This window comes from Phenylobacterium sp. SCN 70-31 (assembly GCF_001724605.1).
Taxonomy (GTDB): Bacteria; Pseudomonadota; Alphaproteobacteria; order Caulobacterales; family Caulobacteraceae; genus Phenylobacterium.
The window spans coordinates 126,430-145,030 of the sequence record NZ_MEEX01000013.1 but is presented as its reverse complement, the minus strand read 5'-3'; the positions used below and the strand labels follow the sequence as shown (position 1 = coordinate 145,030).

Annotated in this window: 14 protein-coding genes; 6 read left to right on the top strand and 8 right to left on the bottom strand. The window is 70.1% G+C overall.

What is annotated here, in order from left to right; all coding sequences use genetic code 11:
- Nucleotides 1-8: 8 nt before the first annotated feature.
- The 3 genes from ABS78_RS11955 to ABS78_RS11945 form a co-directional block, all read right to left on the bottom strand.
- Nucleotides 9-3,584: an autotransporter domain-containing protein gene (locus tag ABS78_RS11955; protein ID WP_293379067.1), complete on the bottom strand. Its 3,576-nt coding sequence runs from the start codon at nt 3,582-3,584 to the stop codon at nt 9-11.
- Nucleotides 3,585-3,792: 208 nt separating this feature from the next.
- Nucleotides 3,793-4,497, bottom strand: a complete 705-nt coding sequence (locus tag ABS78_RS11950) for an RlmE family RNA methyltransferase (protein ID WP_293379064.1) — start codon at nt 4,495-4,497, stop codon at nt 3,793-3,795.
- Nucleotides 4,494-5,606, bottom strand: a complete 1,113-nt coding sequence (locus ABS78_RS11945) for a Ppx/GppA phosphatase family protein (protein ID WP_293379061.1) — start codon at nt 5,604-5,606, stop codon at nt 4,494-4,496. Before ABS78_RS11945 ends, ABS78_RS11950 begins: the two co-directional genes overlap by 4 nt.
- Nucleotides 5,607-5,768: 162 nt before the next feature.
- Here ABS78_RS11945 and hspQ point away from each other — a divergent pair, with 162 nt between their 5' ends.
- On the top strand, nt 5,769-6,098 hold the full coding sequence (gene hspQ, locus ABS78_RS11940) for a heat shock protein HspQ (protein WP_293379058.1): 330 nt from the start codon (nt 5,769-5,771) through the stop codon (nt 6,096-6,098).
- Nucleotides 6,099-6,202: 104 nt separating this feature from the next.
- Nucleotides 6,203-7,072, top strand: coding sequence for a phenylalanine 4-monooxygenase (gene phhA / locus ABS78_RS11935; protein WP_293379055.1), 870 nt, complete (start codon nt 6,203-6,205; stop codon nt 7,070-7,072).
- 7 nt (nt 7,073-7,079) lie between these two features.
- On the opposite strand, the gene ABS78_RS11930 is transcribed toward phhA, so the two are convergent.
- Both ABS78_RS11930 and ABS78_RS11925 read right to left on the bottom strand, forming a co-directional pair.
- Nucleotides 7,080-8,390, bottom strand: coding sequence for an amidohydrolase (locus ABS78_RS11930; protein ID WP_293379052.1), 1,311 nt, complete (start codon nt 8,388-8,390; stop codon nt 7,080-7,082).
- Nucleotides 8,391-8,401: 11 nt separating this feature from the next.
- Nucleotides 8,402-9,526, bottom strand: a complete 1,125-nt coding sequence (locus ABS78_RS11925; RefSeq protein ID WP_293379049.1) for an anhydro-N-acetylmuramic acid kinase — start codon at nt 9,524-9,526, stop codon at nt 8,402-8,404.
- Nucleotides 9,527-9,774: 248 nt separating this feature from the next.
- On the opposite strand from ABS78_RS11925, the gene tyrS reads away from it, so the two are divergent.
- The 4 genes from tyrS (at nt 9,775) to ABS78_RS11905 (ending at nt 13,221) form a co-directional block, all read left to right on the top strand.
- Nucleotides 9,775-11,031, top strand: coding sequence for a tyrosine--tRNA ligase (gene tyrS, locus ABS78_RS11920; protein ID WP_293379220.1), 1,257 nt, complete (start codon nt 9,775-9,777; stop codon nt 11,029-11,031).
- A gap of 40 nt (nt 11,032-11,071) precedes the next feature.
- On the top strand, nt 11,072-11,533 hold the full coding sequence (locus ABS78_RS11915) for a peroxiredoxin (RefSeq protein ID WP_293379046.1): 462 nt from the start codon (nt 11,072-11,074) through the stop codon (nt 11,531-11,533).
- Nucleotides 11,534-11,639: 106 nt separating this feature from the next.
- Complete coding sequence (locus ABS78_RS11910; protein ID WP_293379043.1) at nt 11,640-12,794, top strand: M23 family metallopeptidase; 1,155 nt, start codon at nt 11,640-11,642, stop codon at nt 12,792-12,794.
- The gene (locus ABS78_RS11905) at nt 12,775-13,221 is read left to right on the top strand and encodes a polymer-forming cytoskeletal protein (RefSeq protein ID WP_293379040.1); all 447 of its coding nucleotides are present in this window, start codon (nt 12,775-12,777) and stop codon (nt 13,219-13,221) included. Before ABS78_RS11910 ends, ABS78_RS11905 begins: the two co-directional genes overlap by 20 nt.
- Nucleotides 13,222-13,245: 24 nt before the next feature.
- Here ABS78_RS11905 and prfB read toward each other — a convergent pair.
- From prfB to ABS78_RS11890, 3 genes are all read right to left on the bottom strand, one after another.
- Nucleotides 13,246-14,356, bottom strand: a protein-coding gene (prfB, locus tag ABS78_RS11900; RefSeq protein ID WP_293379037.1) for a peptide chain release factor 2 whose coding sequence is annotated in 2 segments (ribosomal slippage) — nt 13,246-14,286 and nt 14,288-14,356 — 1,110 coding nt in all. Because the reading frame shifts where the segments join, the coding sequence is not laid out codon by codon here.
- A 64-nt stretch (nt 14,357-14,420) separates the two neighbouring features.
- Nucleotides 14,421-16,856: a penicillin-binding protein 1A gene (locus ABS78_RS11895; protein ID WP_293379034.1), complete on the bottom strand. Its 2,436-nt coding sequence runs from the start codon at nt 16,854-16,856 to the stop codon at nt 14,421-14,423.
- A gap of 104 nt (nt 16,857-16,960) precedes the next feature.
- Entirely contained in the window at nt 16,961-18,118 is a 1,158-nt protein-coding gene (locus tag ABS78_RS11890; RefSeq protein WP_293379032.1) for an N-acetylmuramoyl-L-alanine amidase, read from the bottom strand.
- Nucleotides 18,119-18,601 lie beyond the last annotated feature (483 nt).

Below are 18,601 nucleotides of genomic sequence, written 5' to 3'. Positions count from 1 at the left end.
CGTCCACCCTACCAGGTCACGACGCCCGTCAGGCTGAGCGCGTGCGCCTGGGCCTCGCGGGCGCCTTCGTAGCGGTAGCCGACGCGCACGCGGCTGCGGTCGCCTACCGACGCCTCGAAGCCGGTCGCGACCTCGACCGACATGCGGCCCGGCGCGCTCGACGCGACCTGGAAGCCCGCACCCATCAGGCTGGCGTCCAGCCGCGTGCGCGACCCGTCCAGTTCCTGCAGTACGAAGGCGGAAGCGTAGGGCTTCAGCTCCGAGGTCCCGAGCCGCACCACGCGCTCGGCCCGCACCCCCACCCGCGCCTGGACGGCGTCGCGCTCGAGGCCCGCGAAGCGCAGCGCCACGCGGGCGTCCCCCGCCTCGGCCACGCCGTCGCGCTTCAGCCGGTCGGCCGAGAGGCCCGCCGCCAGGGTGACGTCGGCCGCCGCGAGCGCGAACCTGCGCCCGGCCTCGATGTCCACGGCATAGGAGGAGCCCTCGGGCTTGGCGTAGGCGGGAGCCGCGCCGGTCCCCAGCCCCACGACCCGGGTGGTCTTGTAGACGTCGCGCCCGGCCTGGACGACGCCGCTCACATAGTAGGGACCGTCCGACCAGCCCGCATAGGCCAGGCCGTGGTAGCTGAACGCCCGGCCAGACCCCAGACGGCCGGCCTTGATCTCGGCTTCGCCGTAGCTCACCGCCACGCCGGCCCGGACCTTGTCGCCCACCTGCCGGTCCGCGCCTACGACCACGCCCGCACGGTCGTCGCGATAGCGGCCGGCGACCCCGTCGGCGCCCACCTCCCGCGTCCCGCCCGTGAACGTGGCCCAGACCTGCGCCTCGGCCCCGTTCAAAGCGCCGCGCACGGCCGCAAGCCGTCGCGCGGCGCGATTGCCACGCAGCACCGCCTCGACCGCATCGGCGTGGATCTCGCCCGCCGCGCCGTGCAGCGCGCCGGCGATCCGCACCTCGTCCAGCCCGATCAGGGCGTCCGTGAACGCCGTCGCCCCTGAGGCTCGAAGCGCGTCCGCCGCCGCGCCCACCGCCCGGGCGTTGACCACGCCCGCCGGCAGCGCCGCGTAGCGGTCGGGCGTCACCGCCAGGATCACCGCGTTCGGCCGGTAGACCACTTCGAACCGCCCGTTGGCCGGGAGGCCGGTCGCGGGCTGGAGCAGGCTGTCGAACCGCCCGATCACGCCGCCCTCCGCCGTCACCACCTGGAAGGTCGCGCCGATCGGCGGCGTATAGTTGTTGGTCGCCTCGCCGGTGATGCCGCGGGTGATCGGCGCGATGGCGCCGGCCGCCGTGAAGACGCTGTTCGCGCCGGTCAGGACCAGGGTGTCGTAGCGCCCCGCGCCCACGCCCGGCGTCGAACCGTCGATGTCCAGATCCAGCCGTCCGCCCGCGCCGAGGGCGACGCTGCCGGCCACCACCATCCGGCCCGGCGAGTTGCCGGGCGCCAGCACGCCGTCGACGGTCACGTCGCCGAGGATGAAGCCTGAACCGCCGGCCACGCCCCCGGCGTCGACCCGCACGTCGCCCTCGAACAGGTTGTTGAAGCTCAGCCGCCCCTCCTGGACGCAGGCTCCGATGGCGTTCGCGCCCGGCGCAAGCAGGTTCAGCGTCCCGCTGCCCACCTTGATCAGGCAATTGTCGCCGCGAAGCGCGCCCGTGACCGTCACCGTGTGGGCCCCGGTGTCCACGCGCGCATCGCCACCGGCGACGGCCAGGGACTGGCTCACGTTCAGATCGTTCCCGGCCGTGAAGCGCGCGCCCTCGCGAAGCACGATCGCCCCGTCCGCCGCGCCCAGCGCCGACGACGAGGCGGCGACCAGCGTCCCGTCCACGATGTCCAGGCCGGACAGGCTGCTCGCGCCCTCGAGGATCAGCACGCCGGTCCCCGTCTTGCGCAGGCCGCCGCCGCCCGTCAGCGCGCCGGCCAGGGTCACGGGACCGCCCGCCACCTCCACCGTCGCCGCGCCCGACTCGAAGCGCACCTCCCGCTCCAGCGTCATCGGGGCCAGCGTGATCAGCCGGCCCTCGCCGGCCAGGCTGAGCAGACCGCCAGGCGCGCCCAGGGCCGCCTCGGAGGCGATGGCCACCGCCCCCTCCGTCACCGAGACACCGCCGAAGGTGTTGGCGCCGGTCAGGGCCAGAACCCCCGCCCCCACCTTCACCAGCCGGCCGTCGCCCGAGACCGGCCCGGTCAGGATCAGTTCGTTCGCCTGGGTGTCGAAGATCGCCTCGCCGCCCGACAGGGTGACGGCCCGCGAGATCACCGCATCGCCGGTCGCCCGGACCGCCGCCTGATCGTCGATCACCAGGTCAGCGCCCTCGCGGCCCAGGGCCGTGTCGGCGCCCACCGCCAGCACGCCCTGCGCGACCGTGACGCCCATGAAACTGTTCAGGCCGGACAGTTCCAGCACGCCGGCCCCCGTCTTCACGAGGCGGCCGTCGCCTGCGATGGCGCCCGTCATGATCATGTTGTGGCCGGCGGTGTCGATGCTTCCGCCGTTGGCGGTGACCGTGAAGTCCAGGCCCACCAGGGCGTCCGACGCCAGTTTCAGCGAACCCCCGTCGAAGATCGGCAGAACGCCGCCGCCCGCGAGGTCCTCGGCCGAAACCGAGCCCCCCGCGATGTTGCGGGGCGCCTCGGCCACCGGGCTCCCGCCCCCGCCGTTGGCCGCCACCGCCGCGGCGATGTCGGTGCCGAAGATGTACTGGTAATTCAGGGTGATGGAATCGCCGTTCAGCAGCGATCCGATCGTGAAGCCCATGCCGATCGTATAGTCGCCGTCGCCGAGGAACGTGCCGGCGAGGTAACCCGTGGGATCGGCCGTGAAGCCCGGCGCGCCGGTCACGCGGGGGGTGGGGTCGTTCGAATAGAGGCCGATCACATATTTCGAGACCAGGGCTTCGGCGTAGATCAGGTCAGTCCCCGGGATGTCGCCCGACCCCTGGAAGTTGTTCGTCGCGCTGCTGTCGCCCGGGGCGGCGATCGCGTCGGGATCGGTGAACCGCACGAACGCCAGATCGCTGATGTCCTCCAGCGCCGTGATCTTGGTGACGATCGAAAGCTGCTGGCCGTTCTCGTCGAAGTGATAGTCGTGGGTGACGGTCAGCACCGTCCCGAAGGTCCCCGTCCAGACGACACGCTGGTCGAAGGTCGTCCCCTCGTATTCCGCGCCGTTGTACGAGGTCAGGCTGCCGGCGATGGAAGCCCCGCCCAGCGAGGCGTTGTTGTTGGTGGCCGTGAAGGCGCCGCCGCTCCCCGTACCCTTGAGGACGAAGCCCTCCATCGGCGAACCGGGCGTCAGATAGTCGTAGTCGGGATTGAACGTCCCCGAACCCGTGCCGTCGTAGAGGATGCCCGGCCGGACGGTTCCGCCGGTGCCCAGCGTGCCCTTCTCGTTGACGCCGATCTTCAGATAGCCGCCTTGCAGCACCACGCTCTGGGCCAGGGCCGGCGCCGCGGCCGCCGACAGCGCTGTACCCGCCAGCAGCGCGGCCAGCAGGCGAGGCCCGCGGTTCGCCGGCGCCCCCGAAAGAACCTGGCCGTACGCCTCGGCGCCCGCCCGGGCGACATCCATAAGAAGCATGTGAGTTCCCCTCGTTGAGGCCGAACGACCTAGGAGAGGTGAATTCACGCAAAGTTACGGCGGGTGCGGCATTTCAACACATCAACCCAAACCAAAGTTATCTGAAAAATAGATATTCCAACTAGAGCAAATTCTTTTTCAAGAAAACCAAATCACTACTTAAATAATTGAGCAGTTATCGAAATTTATATTCGATTTATGGAAAATATCACCGTCCTTTGAAGCCCGTGGCGACAAAGAAGACTTCCGACGAATCCTGCCGACTGGCCTTGGGTTTGATGTTCCGGACCTCTCGGAAATGCCGTTTCAGGCGCGCCATCAAGTCGTCGGCGCCGCCGCCCTGGAACGCCTTGGCCACGAAGGCGCCCCCCGGAATGAGCACCTCGACGGCGAAGTCCATCGCCGCCTCGATCAGGCCCACGATGCGCAGGTGGTCGGTCTCGCGGTGACCGATGGTGTTGGGCGCCATGTCCGACATGACGAGATGGGGCGACCCACCCAGCCGTGCGATCAGCTCCGGCGCGCAGGCCGGGTCGGTGAAGTCCATCTGCAGGATCTGCGCGGGCGGCAACGGGTCGACCGGCAGCAGGTCCACACCCACGATGTCGGTGACGCCCCGCTCGATGGCCACCTGTGTCCACCCACCCGGCGCCAGGCCCAGGTCCACCACTCGCGCGCCCTTGCGGAAGAAGTGGAAGCGGTCGTCGATCTCGCTGATCTTGAACGCCGCCCGGCTGCGATAGCCCAGGTTGCGCGCCTTGGCCGCGAACGGGTCGTTGATCTGGCGCTCCAGCCAGGCCTGTTGGCTCTTGGTGCGCTCCTTGGCGGTCCTGAGGCGCGCAGGCTTTCCGCGGCCGCCTTCCTGGCCGCCGCTGGGCGGACGCACCATGCGCTTGCGAGGGGGCTCGGTCATGCGGCGTCCGCGGCAGGCGCGCGCCCGCTCCCCTTGCTACGCCGGCGTCTGCGCCGCTTGCGCGCGTTCCGGTCGGACATGAGCGAGAGCAGAATGCCCTCGCGGAGGCCTCGGTCGGCGACGCGGACCCGGTCGCACGGCCACAATTCCTGCACCGCCTGAAGGATCGCCGCCCCAGCCAGCACCAGATCGGCGCGATCGGCGCCGATGCACGGCTGAGCGGCCCGCTCGGCGGCGCTCAGGCCCAGAAGTCGCCCCGCCGCGGCGTCGCAGTCGCTTCGCGTCATCCAGATGCCATCCACGCGGTTGCGATCGTAGCGCGGCAGGTCCAGGTGAAGCCCGGCCAGGCTGGTGATGGCCCCGGACGTCCCCACCAGATGCGCCCTGCCGGCCTCGAACACCGGGCGCATGGAATCGGCGCGGCGAAACGCGGCGATCTCGTCCTTCACATGCTCCACCATCTGCCGGAACCAGCCTTCGGTCGCGACTTCGCCCTCGGGGAACCGCTCGGCAAGGGTCACGACGCCGATGGGCGCCGACATCCAGGCCCGCACCGGCGGCGGCCCTACGGGCGGCGCGGCCTTGAGATCAACCCACGACAGTTCCGTGGACCCGCCGCCCACATCGACCACCAGGGCGGCGTCGTGGTTTCCATCCAGCAGGTTGAGACAGCCGGTCACCGACAGCCGCGCTTCTTCCTGCGGGGTGATGACCTGGAGACGCACGCCCGTCTCGTTGGCCACACGATTGACGAAGGCCTGGCCGTTGACGGCGATCCGGCAGGCCTGCGTGGCGATGGCGCGGAACTTCGCCACCCGCCGGCGACGCACCTTCTCGCCGGCCACCTTCAGCGCCGCGACTGCGCGGTCCATCGCCGCATCCGACAACCGGCCGCTCTGGGTCAGCCCCTCGCCCAGCCGCACGATACGCGAATAGGCCTCGACCACCCGGAAGCCGTGGGGGGCGGGCGTGGCGATCAACAGCCGACAGTTGTTCGTCCCGAGATCCAGAGCGGCGTAGCACGGCGGCTCGCCTGCCGGTCTCTCCCGGCCATCCGATCCTTCCCGGCCGCGACTCGCCGGCGCGGGCGCGCGCAGCGCCTCCCCCATGGACCTCACCCGCCCTACGCAGACGCAGGCCCCGGCGGGGCGCGCCTCATTTCGAGGCGACTGTAGCAAGCTCGCCCCGTCGCCGGAAGACGACGGTTGAATGACGGTCAGCCGGCATTACGTTCACCTTCCAGTCAGCACGGGGGGCTTAGATTCGCGGTCATGAGCACGCGACTCGCCAAATTCACCATCGGCCAAGTCGTCCGCCACCGCGTCTATCCGTTCCGGGGCGTGATCTTCGACGTCGATCCGATCTTCTCGAACACCGAGGAGTACTGGCTCTCGATTCCGGAGCATATCCGGCCGCACAAAGACCAGCCGTTCTACCATCTGCTGGCCGAGAACGACGAGGCGGCCTACGTCGCCTACGTGTCCGAACAGAATCTCGAACTGGACGAGACCGGCCAGCCCGTGGGCCATCCCCAGGCCTCGCTGATCTTCGACGCCTTCGACGAGGGCCACTACAAGCTTCGTCCCGGCATCGGCCACTGACGATCCGCCGCCGCCGTCGATCGGCGCATGATTTTTCCGGCGGGAGGCCGGATTCGTGGTCATTTCGAACGGAACTTGCGTCCGCTTGAGGCCATTCTCTGCGCATGGCCGCCACGACCGACATCGCGCCGCCCCCCGGCGTCCGCCCCGACTGGACGATCGACCAGCATTGGGAGCGCTACGCCCCGGCCGAGCACGATGTCTGGGTCACGCTGTATGAGCGCCAGGCCGCGCTCCTTCCCGGCCGCGCCTGCGATCCCTTCCTCCGAGGCCTCGACGCGCTGGACCTCCATCGCGCCGGCATCCCGGACTTCGCCCAGATCAGCGAGGACCTGCGCCGGCTGACCGGCTGGAGCGTCGTGGCCGTGCCCGGCCTGGTGCCGGACGAAGTCTTCTTCGACCATCTCGCCAACCGGCGTTTTCCGGCCGGACAGTTCATCCGCCGGCCCGACCAGCTCGACTATCTTCAAGAACCCGACGTCTTCCACGACGTGTTCGGCCATGTGCCGATGCTCACCGACCCCATCTTCGCCGACTACATGCAAGCCTACGGCGAAGGCGGCCTCCGCGCCCTCGGCCGCGGCCAGTTGCACCAGCTCGCCCGCCTCTACTGGTACACGGTCGAGTTCGGCCTGATGCACACGCCGGCCGGCCTGCGCATCTACGGCGCCGGCATCGTCTCCAGCCGCGCCGAATCCGTCTTCGCCCTCGACGATCCCTCGCCCAACCGCCTGGGCTTCAACCTGGAGCGGGTGATGCGCACCCCCTATCGGATCGACGACTTCCAGCAGGTCTACTTCGTCGTCCCGTCGCTCCGGACGCTTCTCGACGCGACACTCCAGGATTTCGGCGGTCTCTACGCCCGCCTTGCCGGCGCCGACGATCTGGCCATCGACGCCATCCTGCCTGCCGACCACGTCGTGACCCGCGGAACCCAGGCCTACGCCGCCCAGCGGGCGCTCGCCGGACGATGACGCAGCATCACCTCTTCTGGCCGGCCAGATAGTCGAGCGCGGTGAGGACCTGGGCCCGGACGCCGACCTCCATCGCGCCCTCGTCGGCCACATGGAAGAACGGCGAGTGGTTCACGCCCTTCGGGAAGCCGATGCCGAGGTTGTAGAACAGGCCCGGGATCTGCTGCTGGTAGTAGGAGAAATCCTCGGCGCCGGTGATGAAGTCTATGTCGTCCTTCACCTTGCCCCGGGCGGCGCGATCCAGCGACGGCTTCATCCTCGCGGCCAGGACGGGATCGTTGGTGGTGACGGGATTGGGGGTTCCCCAGTTGATCTTTCCCGTACCGCCGTAGCGCGCGGAGATGCTCTCCACCGCCTTCTCGGCGCGGGCCATGACGTCCTTGCGCAAGGCCGGATCGAAGGTGCGCAGCGTCCCGGCCAGTTCGAAATCGTCGGGAATGATGTTGTAGCGGACCCCCCCGTGGACGGTGGCGACCGTCAGGATCGTCGGCGTGCGCGTGACGTTGATCTGGCGCGCGGCGATCTGGTTGAAGGCCAGGACGATCTCGGCCTGCATCGAGGCGATGTCGATCCCCGCCCAGGGGTTGGCCCCGTGGGTCTGTTTGCCGGTGAGGTTGATGGTGTAGCGGTCGGACGCGGCCATCATCGGCCCCGGCCGCCAGGCCAGGGCGCCCGGCTCGCCCGGCACGACGTGCAGCCCGAAGATCGCCGAGGGTTTCGGGTTGGCGAACACGCCTTCCTTCAGCATGAGCGGCGCGCCGCCCTCCTCGCCCACCGGCGGGCCCTCCTCGGCCGGCTGGAAGACGAAGACCACCGTGCCCTGGATCTGGTCGCGCATGCCGGCGAGCACCTCGGCCGCGCCCATCAGAATCGCCACGTGGGCGTCGTGGCCGCAGGCGTGCATGACGTTCACGGTCTGGCCGTTGTAGGTCGCCGTCGCTTTCGACGCGAACGGCAGGCCGGTCTGTTCCGCCACCGGCAGGCCGTCCATGTCGGCGCGGAGAGCCACGACGCCGCCGGGTTTGCCGCCCTTGAGAACGCCCACGACGCCGGTCTTGGCGATACCTGTGCGAACCTCGATCCCCAGGCTCCGCAGGTGGTCGGCCACCAAGGCGGCGGTGCGCACCTCCTGGTTGCCCAGTTCGGGATGCTGATGGATGTCGCGCCGCCAGGCGACGACCTTGGGCTGGACCTTGGCGGTCGCGGCGAAGACCGCCCGGTCGAAGGTCTGGGCCGCGGCCGGGCCGCCCGCTCCCACGCCGGCGCCGAGGGCCAGAACCGCCGCCAGCGCCGGGCCGACCAAACGAACTCGCGTCATGGAACTCCCCCTCAAGGTCTGATGATGCGGCCGCCCGTCATGGGCTGGGCGACGCCCGTGGTGGCCGGGAACGAGATCGGCAAGCCGCGCAGGCTGCGGGCGGCCAGCAGGGCGATGGCTTCGGCCTCGATCGCATCGCCCCGCCAGCCGACCTCTTCCGCGGCCACCACGGGCGCGGCGGCGCATTCCGCCAGGGCCGCCATGATCTGGGGGTTCCGACGACCGCCGCCGGTGACGATCACCTGAGACGGCTTCACCGGGCTGCGCTCCAGACCCAGGCGGACGGCCTCGGCGGTGAAGGCCACCAGCGTCGCCGCGGCGTCCTCGATCTGCAGAACGTCCAGCGGCTCGAGGCCGAAATCGTGGCGATCCAGCGACTTGGGCGGCGGCGCGTCGAAAAAGGGATGCGCGAGCAGCGTGCGCAGCACCGTATCGTCCACCCGGCCGACGCTGGCGTACTTGCCGTCCACGTCGTAGCGGCCCGCCCGCCGAGCCTGCATCAGCAGATCGATCATCCCGTTGCCGGGGCCGGTGTCGAAGGCCAACAGTTCGCCGGGGCCGGTCCAGAGCGTGAGGTTGGCGACGCCGCCCACATTCAGCACGGCCAGCGGCGGAGCCAGCCCCGCCTCCCGCGCGCGCAACTGATGGTAGATGGGAGCCAGCGGCGCGCCCTGTCCTCCCGCCGCCACGTCGGCGCTGCGGAAATCGAAGGCCACCGGCCGCCCGCACAGTCGCGCCAGGGCCTCGGCGTCGCCCAACTGGACCGTGCGTCCAGGCAGGTCACCGTCCGGCCGCTCGTGCAGCACCGTCTGGCCGTGCATGCCGATCAGGTCGAAGTCGGGCCACGACAGACCGTGCGCCTGAAGAAAGGCCTCGGCGGCGGCGAAATGCTCCTCGGCGACCATCTGGGCGGCGTGGTGGAAGATGGGGGGCTCGGGCGCGCCGCGGGGCCACTCCCGCGCCTGGCGCGTGGCCTCCAGAAGTACGTCGCGCACGGCGTCGGTCAGCTTGCGCTCGCCGGCGGGGCCGAAGGCGAAGATCTTCTCGCCGTCGGTGTCGAGCACCGCCATATCGACGGCGTCGAGCGAGGTTCCCGTCATGAATCCGAGCACGAGCATGGCCGCCTTGACTGCCATGTCCGTCGCCGGGTAGCTAGCCGCCATGATCGACCGCCGCGCCACCACCGGCCGCTATTACCGCCTGCCCCGCTAGCAGGCGACCGATCCCGCGCGCCTGCCCTTCCCGGCCGGCGCCTCACCAAACCTTCTCCAGCGCCGGCCTCCATCGCCACAGGAGTCCGACCATGAACCCCGCCATGTCCCTCGAAATTCCCGCCGCGCCCGTGCTAGAGCGCGCCGGTCCATCACCAGAGACCTCGCCGCAGATGCCCGACGCCGCCTTCCAGTCCGAGTTCCTGAAGACGTTGCAGGCGCGCGGCTACATCAACCAGGCGACCCATCCCGAGGAACTGGACGGCCTGGCCGCCAGGGGAGCGATCACGGCCTACATCGGGTTCGACGCCACGGCGGCCAGCCTGCACGTCGGCCACCTGTTCTCGATCATGACGCTGCGGCGGCTTCAGCAGGCCGGGCACAAGCCCATCGTGCTGATGGGCGGCGGAACGACGAAGGTGGGCGACCCCACCGACAAGGAGGGCCAGCGGCCCCTGCTCACCGACGAGCAGATCCAGGCCAACATCGCCTCGATCAAGACGGTGTTCTCGCGGTTCCTGACGTTCGGCGACGGGCCCACCGATGCGGTGATGGTCAACAACGCCGACTGGCTGGAGCGGTTCGGCTACGTCCAGTTCCTGCGCGACTACGGCGTGCATTTCACGATCAACCGGATGCTGGCGTTCGACAGCGTCAAGCTGCGGCTGGAACGCGAGCAGCCGATGACGTTCCTCGAATTCAACTACATGCTGATGCAGTCGGTGGACTTCCTGGAACTGTCGCGCCGGTACGGCTGCGTGCTGCAGATGGGCGGCTCGGACCAGTGGGGCAACATCGTCAACGGGGTGGAGCTGATCCGCCGCGTGGACGGCAAGCCGGCGTTCGGCCTGACCACGCCGCTGCTGGCCACCGCCTCGGGCCAGAAGATGGGCAAGACCCTGGGCGGCGCCGTCTGGCTGAACGCCGACCTCCGCAGCCCCTACGACTACTGGCAGTTCTGGCGGAACACCGAGGACGCCGACGTCGGCCGCTTCATGCGCCTGTTCACCGACCTGCCGCTGGACGAGATCGCCCGGCTGGAAGCCCTGCCGGGGGCCGAGATCAACGAGGCCAAGAAGGTGCTGGCGAACGCGGCCACGCGCCTGCTGCACGGGGCCGAGGCGGCGACGACGGCCGAAGCGGCCGCCACCGCAGCGTTCGAGCAGGGCCGGCTGTCGGACGACCTTCCGACGCATGAGGTCGACAGAGGCGTTCTGGACGCGGGGGTGGCCCTGGCCTCGCTCGCCGTCGAGGCCGGCCTGGCCGCATCCAAGGGCGAGGCGCGACGCCTGGCCAAGGGCGGCGGTCTGCGCCTGAACGACAGGGCCGAGACGGACGGCGACCGCCTGGTCACCGACGCCGACATCGTGGATGGCGTGGTGAAGCTGGGCGCCGGCAAGAAGAAGATCGTGCTGGTCAAGCCGGTGTGAAACTTCCCGCCCCCGGGCGGGGCGGGACAGGAGATTTGAGATGACCCAACTCGCCGAGGGCGCCGCCGCGCCGGACTTCGACCTGGAGACGCCCGACGGGCGGGTGACGCTGGCGGATTTCGCCGGCCGGACGCTGGTGCTCTATTTCTATCCCAAGGACGACACCTCGGGCTGCACGCGCGAGGCGCAGGACTTCACGGCCCTGGCGGGCGATTTCGCCGCGGCGGGGGTGACGGTGGTGGGCGTCTCCAAGGACAGCGTGGCTTCGCACCGCAAGTTCGCGACGAAGCACGGCCTGGGCGTGGTGCTGGCGTCCGACCCCGACGGCGACGTGGTCGAACGCTACGGGTCCTGGGTGGAGAAGAGCCTCTACGGTCGCAAGTACATGGGGATCGATCGCTCGACCTTCCTCATTCGGGACGGCCGGATCGTGAAGGCCTGGCGCAAGGTGAAGGTCCCCAATCACGCTGCTCAGGTGCTGGCCGCGGCCCAGGCGGCGTGAGGCGCCTGGCGGTTTTCCGACGTTTGTTTGCCCCAACGGGTTGCCTGTCGGAAAAAAGTCGTCGCATATCGCGGCGGTCCAGGGGCGCGGGGACTTCAGCGTACGCATGCAACGACTGACTCAGCTCAGCCGCTCGCTCGTAGAGCTATTTCCGGAACGGCATCTCTATGTGCGTTCCGGCGGGGCCATGAAGGCCTTCGTTCTGACGACCCGGAAGCAACTCGTCCTGGCCGGCGGCGTGGCCGTGGGCGCCCTGTGGCTGGGTGTCAGCACGGCGGCGCTGTTCGTCAACCTGATGTCGGCCTCGGCGGCGGATCGCGAGATCGCGCGGCTCAAGGCCCAGTCGGAACGCTATGTCGCCGACCGGCAGGCGCGGCTAGACAGCGCGATGGCCCGGCTGAACGCCGCCACCGGCTCGAACGGCGACATGGCCGCCGCGATCGAGAAGCGGCACGCCGCGCTGGCCCTGCTGCTCACCGACATGAAGGGCTCGCCCGGCGCCTCGGAAGCCCTGACGCCCGCCATCAACCGCGCCCTGGCCAACCAGGACGCCAGCCCGGTGCGCCGCGTCGAGCATGTGCGCATCGGCCAGGAACAGCTCCTGGAAGCGGCCGACACCTTCGCCAAGGACCGCGCCGACCGTTTGCGGCTGGCGTTCCGCATGGCGGGCCTCTCCCCCTCCTCGTTCGTGGACCGTAGCGGGGCCCTGGGCGGGCCTCTGATCGAGTCCCGAGATCCCCGCGCGCTGGCTGCGGTGCTGGACGTCGACGAGGACTTCGCCGTGCGTATCCAGCGCGCCGCGCGCGAGCTGCGGGAAGCCGAGTCCCTGGGCGATGCGGTCGGCGACCTGCCGCTCGGCGTCCCGACCCGCGCCGCCCGCCAGACCAGCGGCTTCGGTGTGCGCCTCGATCCCTTCACGCGCCGCCCGGCCTATCACTCGGGCCTGGACTTCGCCGGCGGGCATGCGACCCCCATCCATGCGACGGGACCGGGCGTGGTCTCCTACGTGGGCCGGCGGTCCGGCTACGGAAACGTGGTGGAGATCGACCACGGGCGCGGGCTGAAGACCCGCTACGCCCACCTCTCGGGCTTCGCCGTCCGGCCGGGAGAACGGGTGGCCGTGGGCCAGCGGATCGCGGCCATGGGCTCCACCGGCCGCTCGACCGGCACGCACCTCCACTACGAAGTGTGGGTCAACGGTCGCGCCCAGAACCCCGGTCGCTTCCTGAAGGCGGGACGCTATGTTCAGCAGGGCGACTAAGACCGCGCCGGCCGAACCGTCCCACCCGCGGAAACACGCGTCCGCGTCGCCCGTCGCCGCCTCGCTGGTCGCCGAGGGCGTCCGCATCACCGGCAACCTGGAGACGGCCGGCGACGTCCATCTCGACGGCCAGGTCGAGGGCGACGTCCGCGTCGGCATGCTGGTCATCGGAGAGGCGGGCAGCGTCAACGGCGCCATCCACGCCGACGCCATCGAGGTCCGTGGCCGGGTCACCGGCGTGATCTGCGCCCGACGGGTCAAGCTGTGGGCCACCGCCCGCGTGGACGGCGACATCAGCCATACCGAACTGGCCATCGAGGCGGGCGCCCACTTCGAGGGCCGCAGCCTGGCCCTGGTGCCGCCCCAGGCCCCTGCCCTGGAAGCGCCCGCGCCGCTCCCCTCGCCGCTGAAGGTCGCGGCGGAATAGGATCCGCCGCGCCGCCGGACCGGATCAGGTCCGGGTTGCGCCCACGCGCTGGGCCAGGGCGGCGCCCATGAACGGGTCCAGGTCGCCATCGAGGACGCCCTGGGTGTCGGACGTCTCCACGTCGGTGCGCAGGTCCTTCACCATCTGGTACGGCTGGAGCACATAGCTGCGGATCTGGTGGCCCCAGCCGATGTCGGTCTTCTGGTCCTCCAGCGCCTGGGCCGCGGCCTCGCGCTTCTCCAACTCGGCCTCGTAAAGGCGCGCCTTCAGCATCTTCCACGCCTGGTCACGGTTCTGGTGCTGCGAGCGCTGGGTCTGGCAGGCCACGACGATGCCCGTCGGGATGTGCGTCAGGCGGACGGCGGAGTCGGTCTTGTTGACGTGCTGGCCGCCCGCGCCCGAGGCGCGGTAGGTGTCGGTGCGCACGTCGGCCGGGTTGATCTCGATCTCGATGGTGTCGTCCACCACCGGATAGACCCAGACCGAGGCGAAGCTGGTGTGCCGCTTGGCGGCGGCGTCGAAGGGCGAAATCCGGACCAGGCGATGGACGCCGCCCTCGGTCTTCAGCCAGCCGTAGGCGTTGGGCCCCTTCACCTGGAGGCTGACCGACTTGATCCCGGCCTGTTCGCCAGGAGTCTCTTCCAGCAGCTCGACCTCCATGCCGTGGGCGTTGGCCCAGCGGCTGTACATGCGCAGCAGCATGCCGGCCCAGTCGTTGGATTCCGTGCCGCCGGCGCCGGAATTGATCTCCACGAAGGCGTCGTTGCCGTCGGCCTCGCCCGACAGCAGGGCCTCCAGCTCGGCGCGGGCGGCGCGTTCGCGGATGCCCCTGAGCTGGGTACGAGCCTCTTCGAGACTGGCCTCGTCACCCTCTTCGTCGGCCAGTTCGGCATAGCCGATGGCGTCGGCCAGATCGCGTTCCAGCGCCTGCACGGCCTCGACCTGAGCCGACAGGCGCGAGCGGTCGCGGCTCACGGCCTGGGCCTCGGCCGGATTGTCCCAGAGGGTCGGGTCCTCGACCCGGGCGTTCAATTCATCGAGTTTTCGGAGGGCCGGTTCCCAGTCAAAGACGCCTCCTGAGCAGTTCGATCGACTGCTCGATGTCGGCCTTGGCGGCCTCGACATCCGCTCTCATGGAGAGACTCCCAATACGTAAGGTCGGCGGGTCTAGCCCGCCCCGCGTTCCGGAACAAGGCCGGCTAGAACAGGTCGGACAGGTCGTCCCGCTTCTTGGGCGGCGGGGGCGGCGCGACGGCGGCGCCGGCGTTGGGCGCGCCGGTCAGACCGTCCTGCCACACCCTGTCGTAGGGCTGCGGCCCGGACGCGGCGCCTGCAGCGCCCAGTTCGTCGATCTGGAGCGACGGCTCGGTGCCCGGCCGGAAAGCCTCCCGGATGCCGCGGACCAGGGCGTACTTGGCGTTGGCCGGCGCCTTGAAGGGCGTCGCCGGCTCCTTCTCCAGCGCGGTCTTCATGAAGTCCACGAAGATGGGCACGGCGGCCACGCTGCCGGTCTCGTTCCGGCCCAGACTCCGGTTGTCGTCGAAGCCGATGTAGACGCCCACCACGAGGTTGGGGGAGAACCCCATGAACCAGGCCGAACGGTAGTCGTTCGTCGTGCCGGTCTTGCCGCCCAGCGGCTTGCCCAGGGACGCGGCCTGGGTCGCCGTGCCGCGCAGCACCACGCCTTCGAGGAAGGACGTCACCTGATAGGCGGTGATGGGATCCATCACCTGGTCCCCGCCGCGCGGGATTCGGGGACTCTCCGAACCGGTGAACCCGGCGTCGCACCGGAGGCAGTCGCGGCGGTCGGCGCGCCAGATCACCTTGCCGTTGCGATCCTCGACCACTTCGATCAGGTGCGGCTGCACCAGCCGGCCCCCGTTGACGAAGGCCGAATAGGCGCCGGACATGCGATAGACCGTGGTTTCGCCCGCGCCCAGGGCCATCGCCAGGACCTTGTCCATCTTGGGAGTCACGCCCATGCGCACGGAAAGGTCCGAGATCTTGGTCATGCCGACGCTCTGGGCCAGGCGCACGGTCATGGTGTTGCGCGACAGTTCGAGACCGCGGCGCAGGGTCAGGGCGCCGTAGAAGTCGCGACTGTAGTTCTCGGGACTCCAGTCGCGACCGCCATAGCCGCGCAGGGTGATGGGGGCGTCCATCACCGTGTTGGCCGGTGTGTAGCCGCTCTCGAGCGCCGCCGCGTAGACGATGGGCTTGAACGCCGAACCGGGCTGTCGCAGCGCCTGGGTGGCGCGATTGAAGCTGGAGAGCGAGAAGGAATACCCTCCCACCATGGCCAGCACCCGGCCCGAATAGGGCTCCATCGCCACGATCGCCCCGTTCACCGCCGGCACCTGCCGCAGGCGGTAGCCCTGGCCGGTCTCGGTCGGCTCGACGAAGATCAGGTCGCCGACCCCGATCCCGCGGCCGGCCCGGGCCCAGGAGACGTCCTGGCCGACGATGGGGCCGGTCTGGCCCTCGATCAGACGCACCTGGACCGCGCCGCCCGCGACGCTGGTGACCACGGCGCGCTTCCAGTCCTGCCGCTCGCGCGGCTTGACGGTCTTACGGGCGACGTCTTCCCAGCCGTCCAGCGTCTCGACCTTGCCCCAGGCCCCGCGCCAGCCGTGGCGGCGGTCGTAGGTCTCCAGGCCCTTCATCAGCGCGTCCTTGGCCGCGCTCTGAAGGCGCGGATCGAGGGTGGTTCGCATGTAGTAGCCGCCGGCGTTCAGCCGCTCGTCGCCCAGCTCCTCCATGTTGAGGGCGATGCGGCGCACCTCCTCCACGAAGTAGTCGGCGTCGCGGTACTGGGACCGGGTCGGCGCGGGCTGGACCTTCAGCGGCTCGGCCTTGGCCGCCTCGGCCTCGTCCCGGGTGATCCAGCCCAGGCTGGCCATCTGGTCGATCACCCAGTCCCGCCGGCCGACGGCCGCGCCGGTGCGACGCAGGGGATGGTAGTTGTCGGGCCCCTTCGGCAGTGCGGCCAGATAGGCGCTCTCGGCCAGGGTGAGTTCGCTCAGCGACTTGCCGAAGTAGTTGTAGGCCGCCGCGCCGACCCCGTACGAGCGATAACCCAGCCAGATCTCGTTCAGGTACAGTTCGAGGATCCGCTCCTTGGAGAGCGTCTGTTCGAGCTGGGCGGCCAGGATCGCTTCCTTCAGCTTGCGGCCGATGGTGGCGTCGCTGGTCAGGAGGATGTTCTTGGCCACCTGCTGGGTGATGGTCGAGCCGCCCTCGAGGCGTCGTCCCTGGGCCAGGTTGACCACGTTGCGGATCATGGCGCGCGCCAGGCCGCCGAAGTCGACGCCGCCGTGACGGAAGAAGCTCTTGTCCTCGGCCGCCAGGAACGCCTGGGCCGTCTGTCGCGGGATGGCGTCGTACGGCACGAAGATCCGGCGCTCGCGCGAGAATTCGCCGATCAGGGTGCCGTCCCAGGCATAGGCGCGCGTGGCGGTGGGCGGATGGTAGTCCACCAGTTCGCCCGCGTCGGGCATGTCGTGGAACAGCCACGCCGCATAGACGCCGAGGGCGGCCGCCGCGACGGCGATGAAGCTGAGGATGCCGACGCCGGCCAGCGCCAGCCAGCGCGAGGGCCTCGGCAGGCCTGGTTCTGGGCGGATTGGCGAAGTCAACGTGCGACGGAACCTCGGCGGACTCGGTCACGCCGCAAGGGCGCGCCCGCCCGTCGTCTAGCCTGTGTCGGTGCGGGCGCCAACGCCGCCCGATCACGCCTGCGTCAGCGGGACGCCACCTTCATGGGCTCGCCGAAGTGGGTGTCGATGGCCGAAGCCACCGCCTTCACCAGACGTTTGCGCGCGGCAGGATCGCGCAACCGCGCCTCGTCGTCGGGGTTGTTGATGAAGCCCATCTCCAGCAACACGGCCGGAACGTCCGGGGCCAGCAGCACCATGAAGCCCGCGTCGCGATGGCTGCGGCGCAGCAGCGGAGCCTGCCCCTCCAGGTTCGACACCAGCGTCTGGGCGAAGACCGCGGAACGGTTGCGCGTGGCGCGCTGCGTGAGGTCGAACAGGATGTCGCGGACCCCCTGGTCGCCGGAAAGGCTGGCCTTCATGAACCAGTCGTCCTGGCTGACGAACCGGGTGGCGCGCGCCGAGGCCTGGTCGGAAAGCGTATAGACGCTGGCGCCCTGGAGGTTGGTCTCCGGGGCCGAGTCCGAATGGAGCGAGATGAAGAGGTCGGCGCCCGCGCGCTGAGCGATCCGCACCCGCGATTCCAGCGGGATGTAGACGTCGCTGGTCCGCGTCATCACCACCTTGTAGCGCCCGGAACGGCTCAGTTCGTCCGAAAGGGCCAGGGCCGCAGCGAGATTGATGTCCTTCTCGAAGCCGTGCGCCCCCTGCGCGCCGACATCCTTGCCGCCGTGGCCCGCGTCGATCACCACCACCTTCTTGAGCGGCAGGGGCGGCTTGCTGGCCGGTAGGAATTTTTCGCGGATCTGCGGGGCTGCGGCCTGCCGAGGGGCGGACGTCATCACGGCGTCGGGCGCAGCGGCCACATCGATCACATAACGGTAGTTCGTGATCCCGTCGGCGGGCGGCAGCAGGAAGCGGCGCTTCAGGGTGGCCTCGCCGGCCAGCTCCATCCGCAGGAGCGCGCCGCCCTGGGCCTTCTCGATCGTCCAGGCGCGCACGACGCCGCGGCCGGCGCCCTGCTGGGGCTGGGCCGTCTCGACGCCGTTCAGGAGGATCGACACCCGGCGATCGCCCGATCCGTCGGCGAGCACGCGCGCGCTGGTGGCCCCGTCCAGGTCGACGACGAGGCGCGTCTCCCGGCCGTCGCCGCCGGTGCGGACCTTGAGCAGCGTCGCGCTCTGGGTCGCGGCGTGACCCACGGCGAAGACCGCCAGGCCGAACGCGGCCACGGCCGCGGCCATGACGACGCGCGCCCTGCCACCTCCCGCCAAGCCCTTCAGCCGCCCGATCATCCCAAGGCCTCGAAAAACCGGAGATTCGCAGAAAGCGGACCTCAAGGCCATATAGTCCGACCGCGCGTGGACAAAGGGTTAACGAGGTCTTGCCGTGTAGTGCGGGGCTCGCAGCCCGTGCTTTCCTTTTGGCCCGCGGTGTTGCTAATGTCCGCCCGCGCTGCGCCGGAGCGCCCGACACGGGCCCGAACGCCGCGCGCCAACAACCACCGGCGCCCGTTTCGTCCGTGTATTCGGCCGCGGCGCCCAATCCGATCCGCGCCCTCCGGGACGCGCCTAGGAACACACCCGATGAGCTGCGCAGCTCGAGCCACCTCTGGCCTACAGGCCCCCCGAGCCGCCGTTTCCGGCGCTCTGGCGGGCCATGCGCGCGCTCGTCCCCATTGCCGGCAGCGCCCGGGCGTCACCGCCCCCGCGCGCCGCGGAGAGACT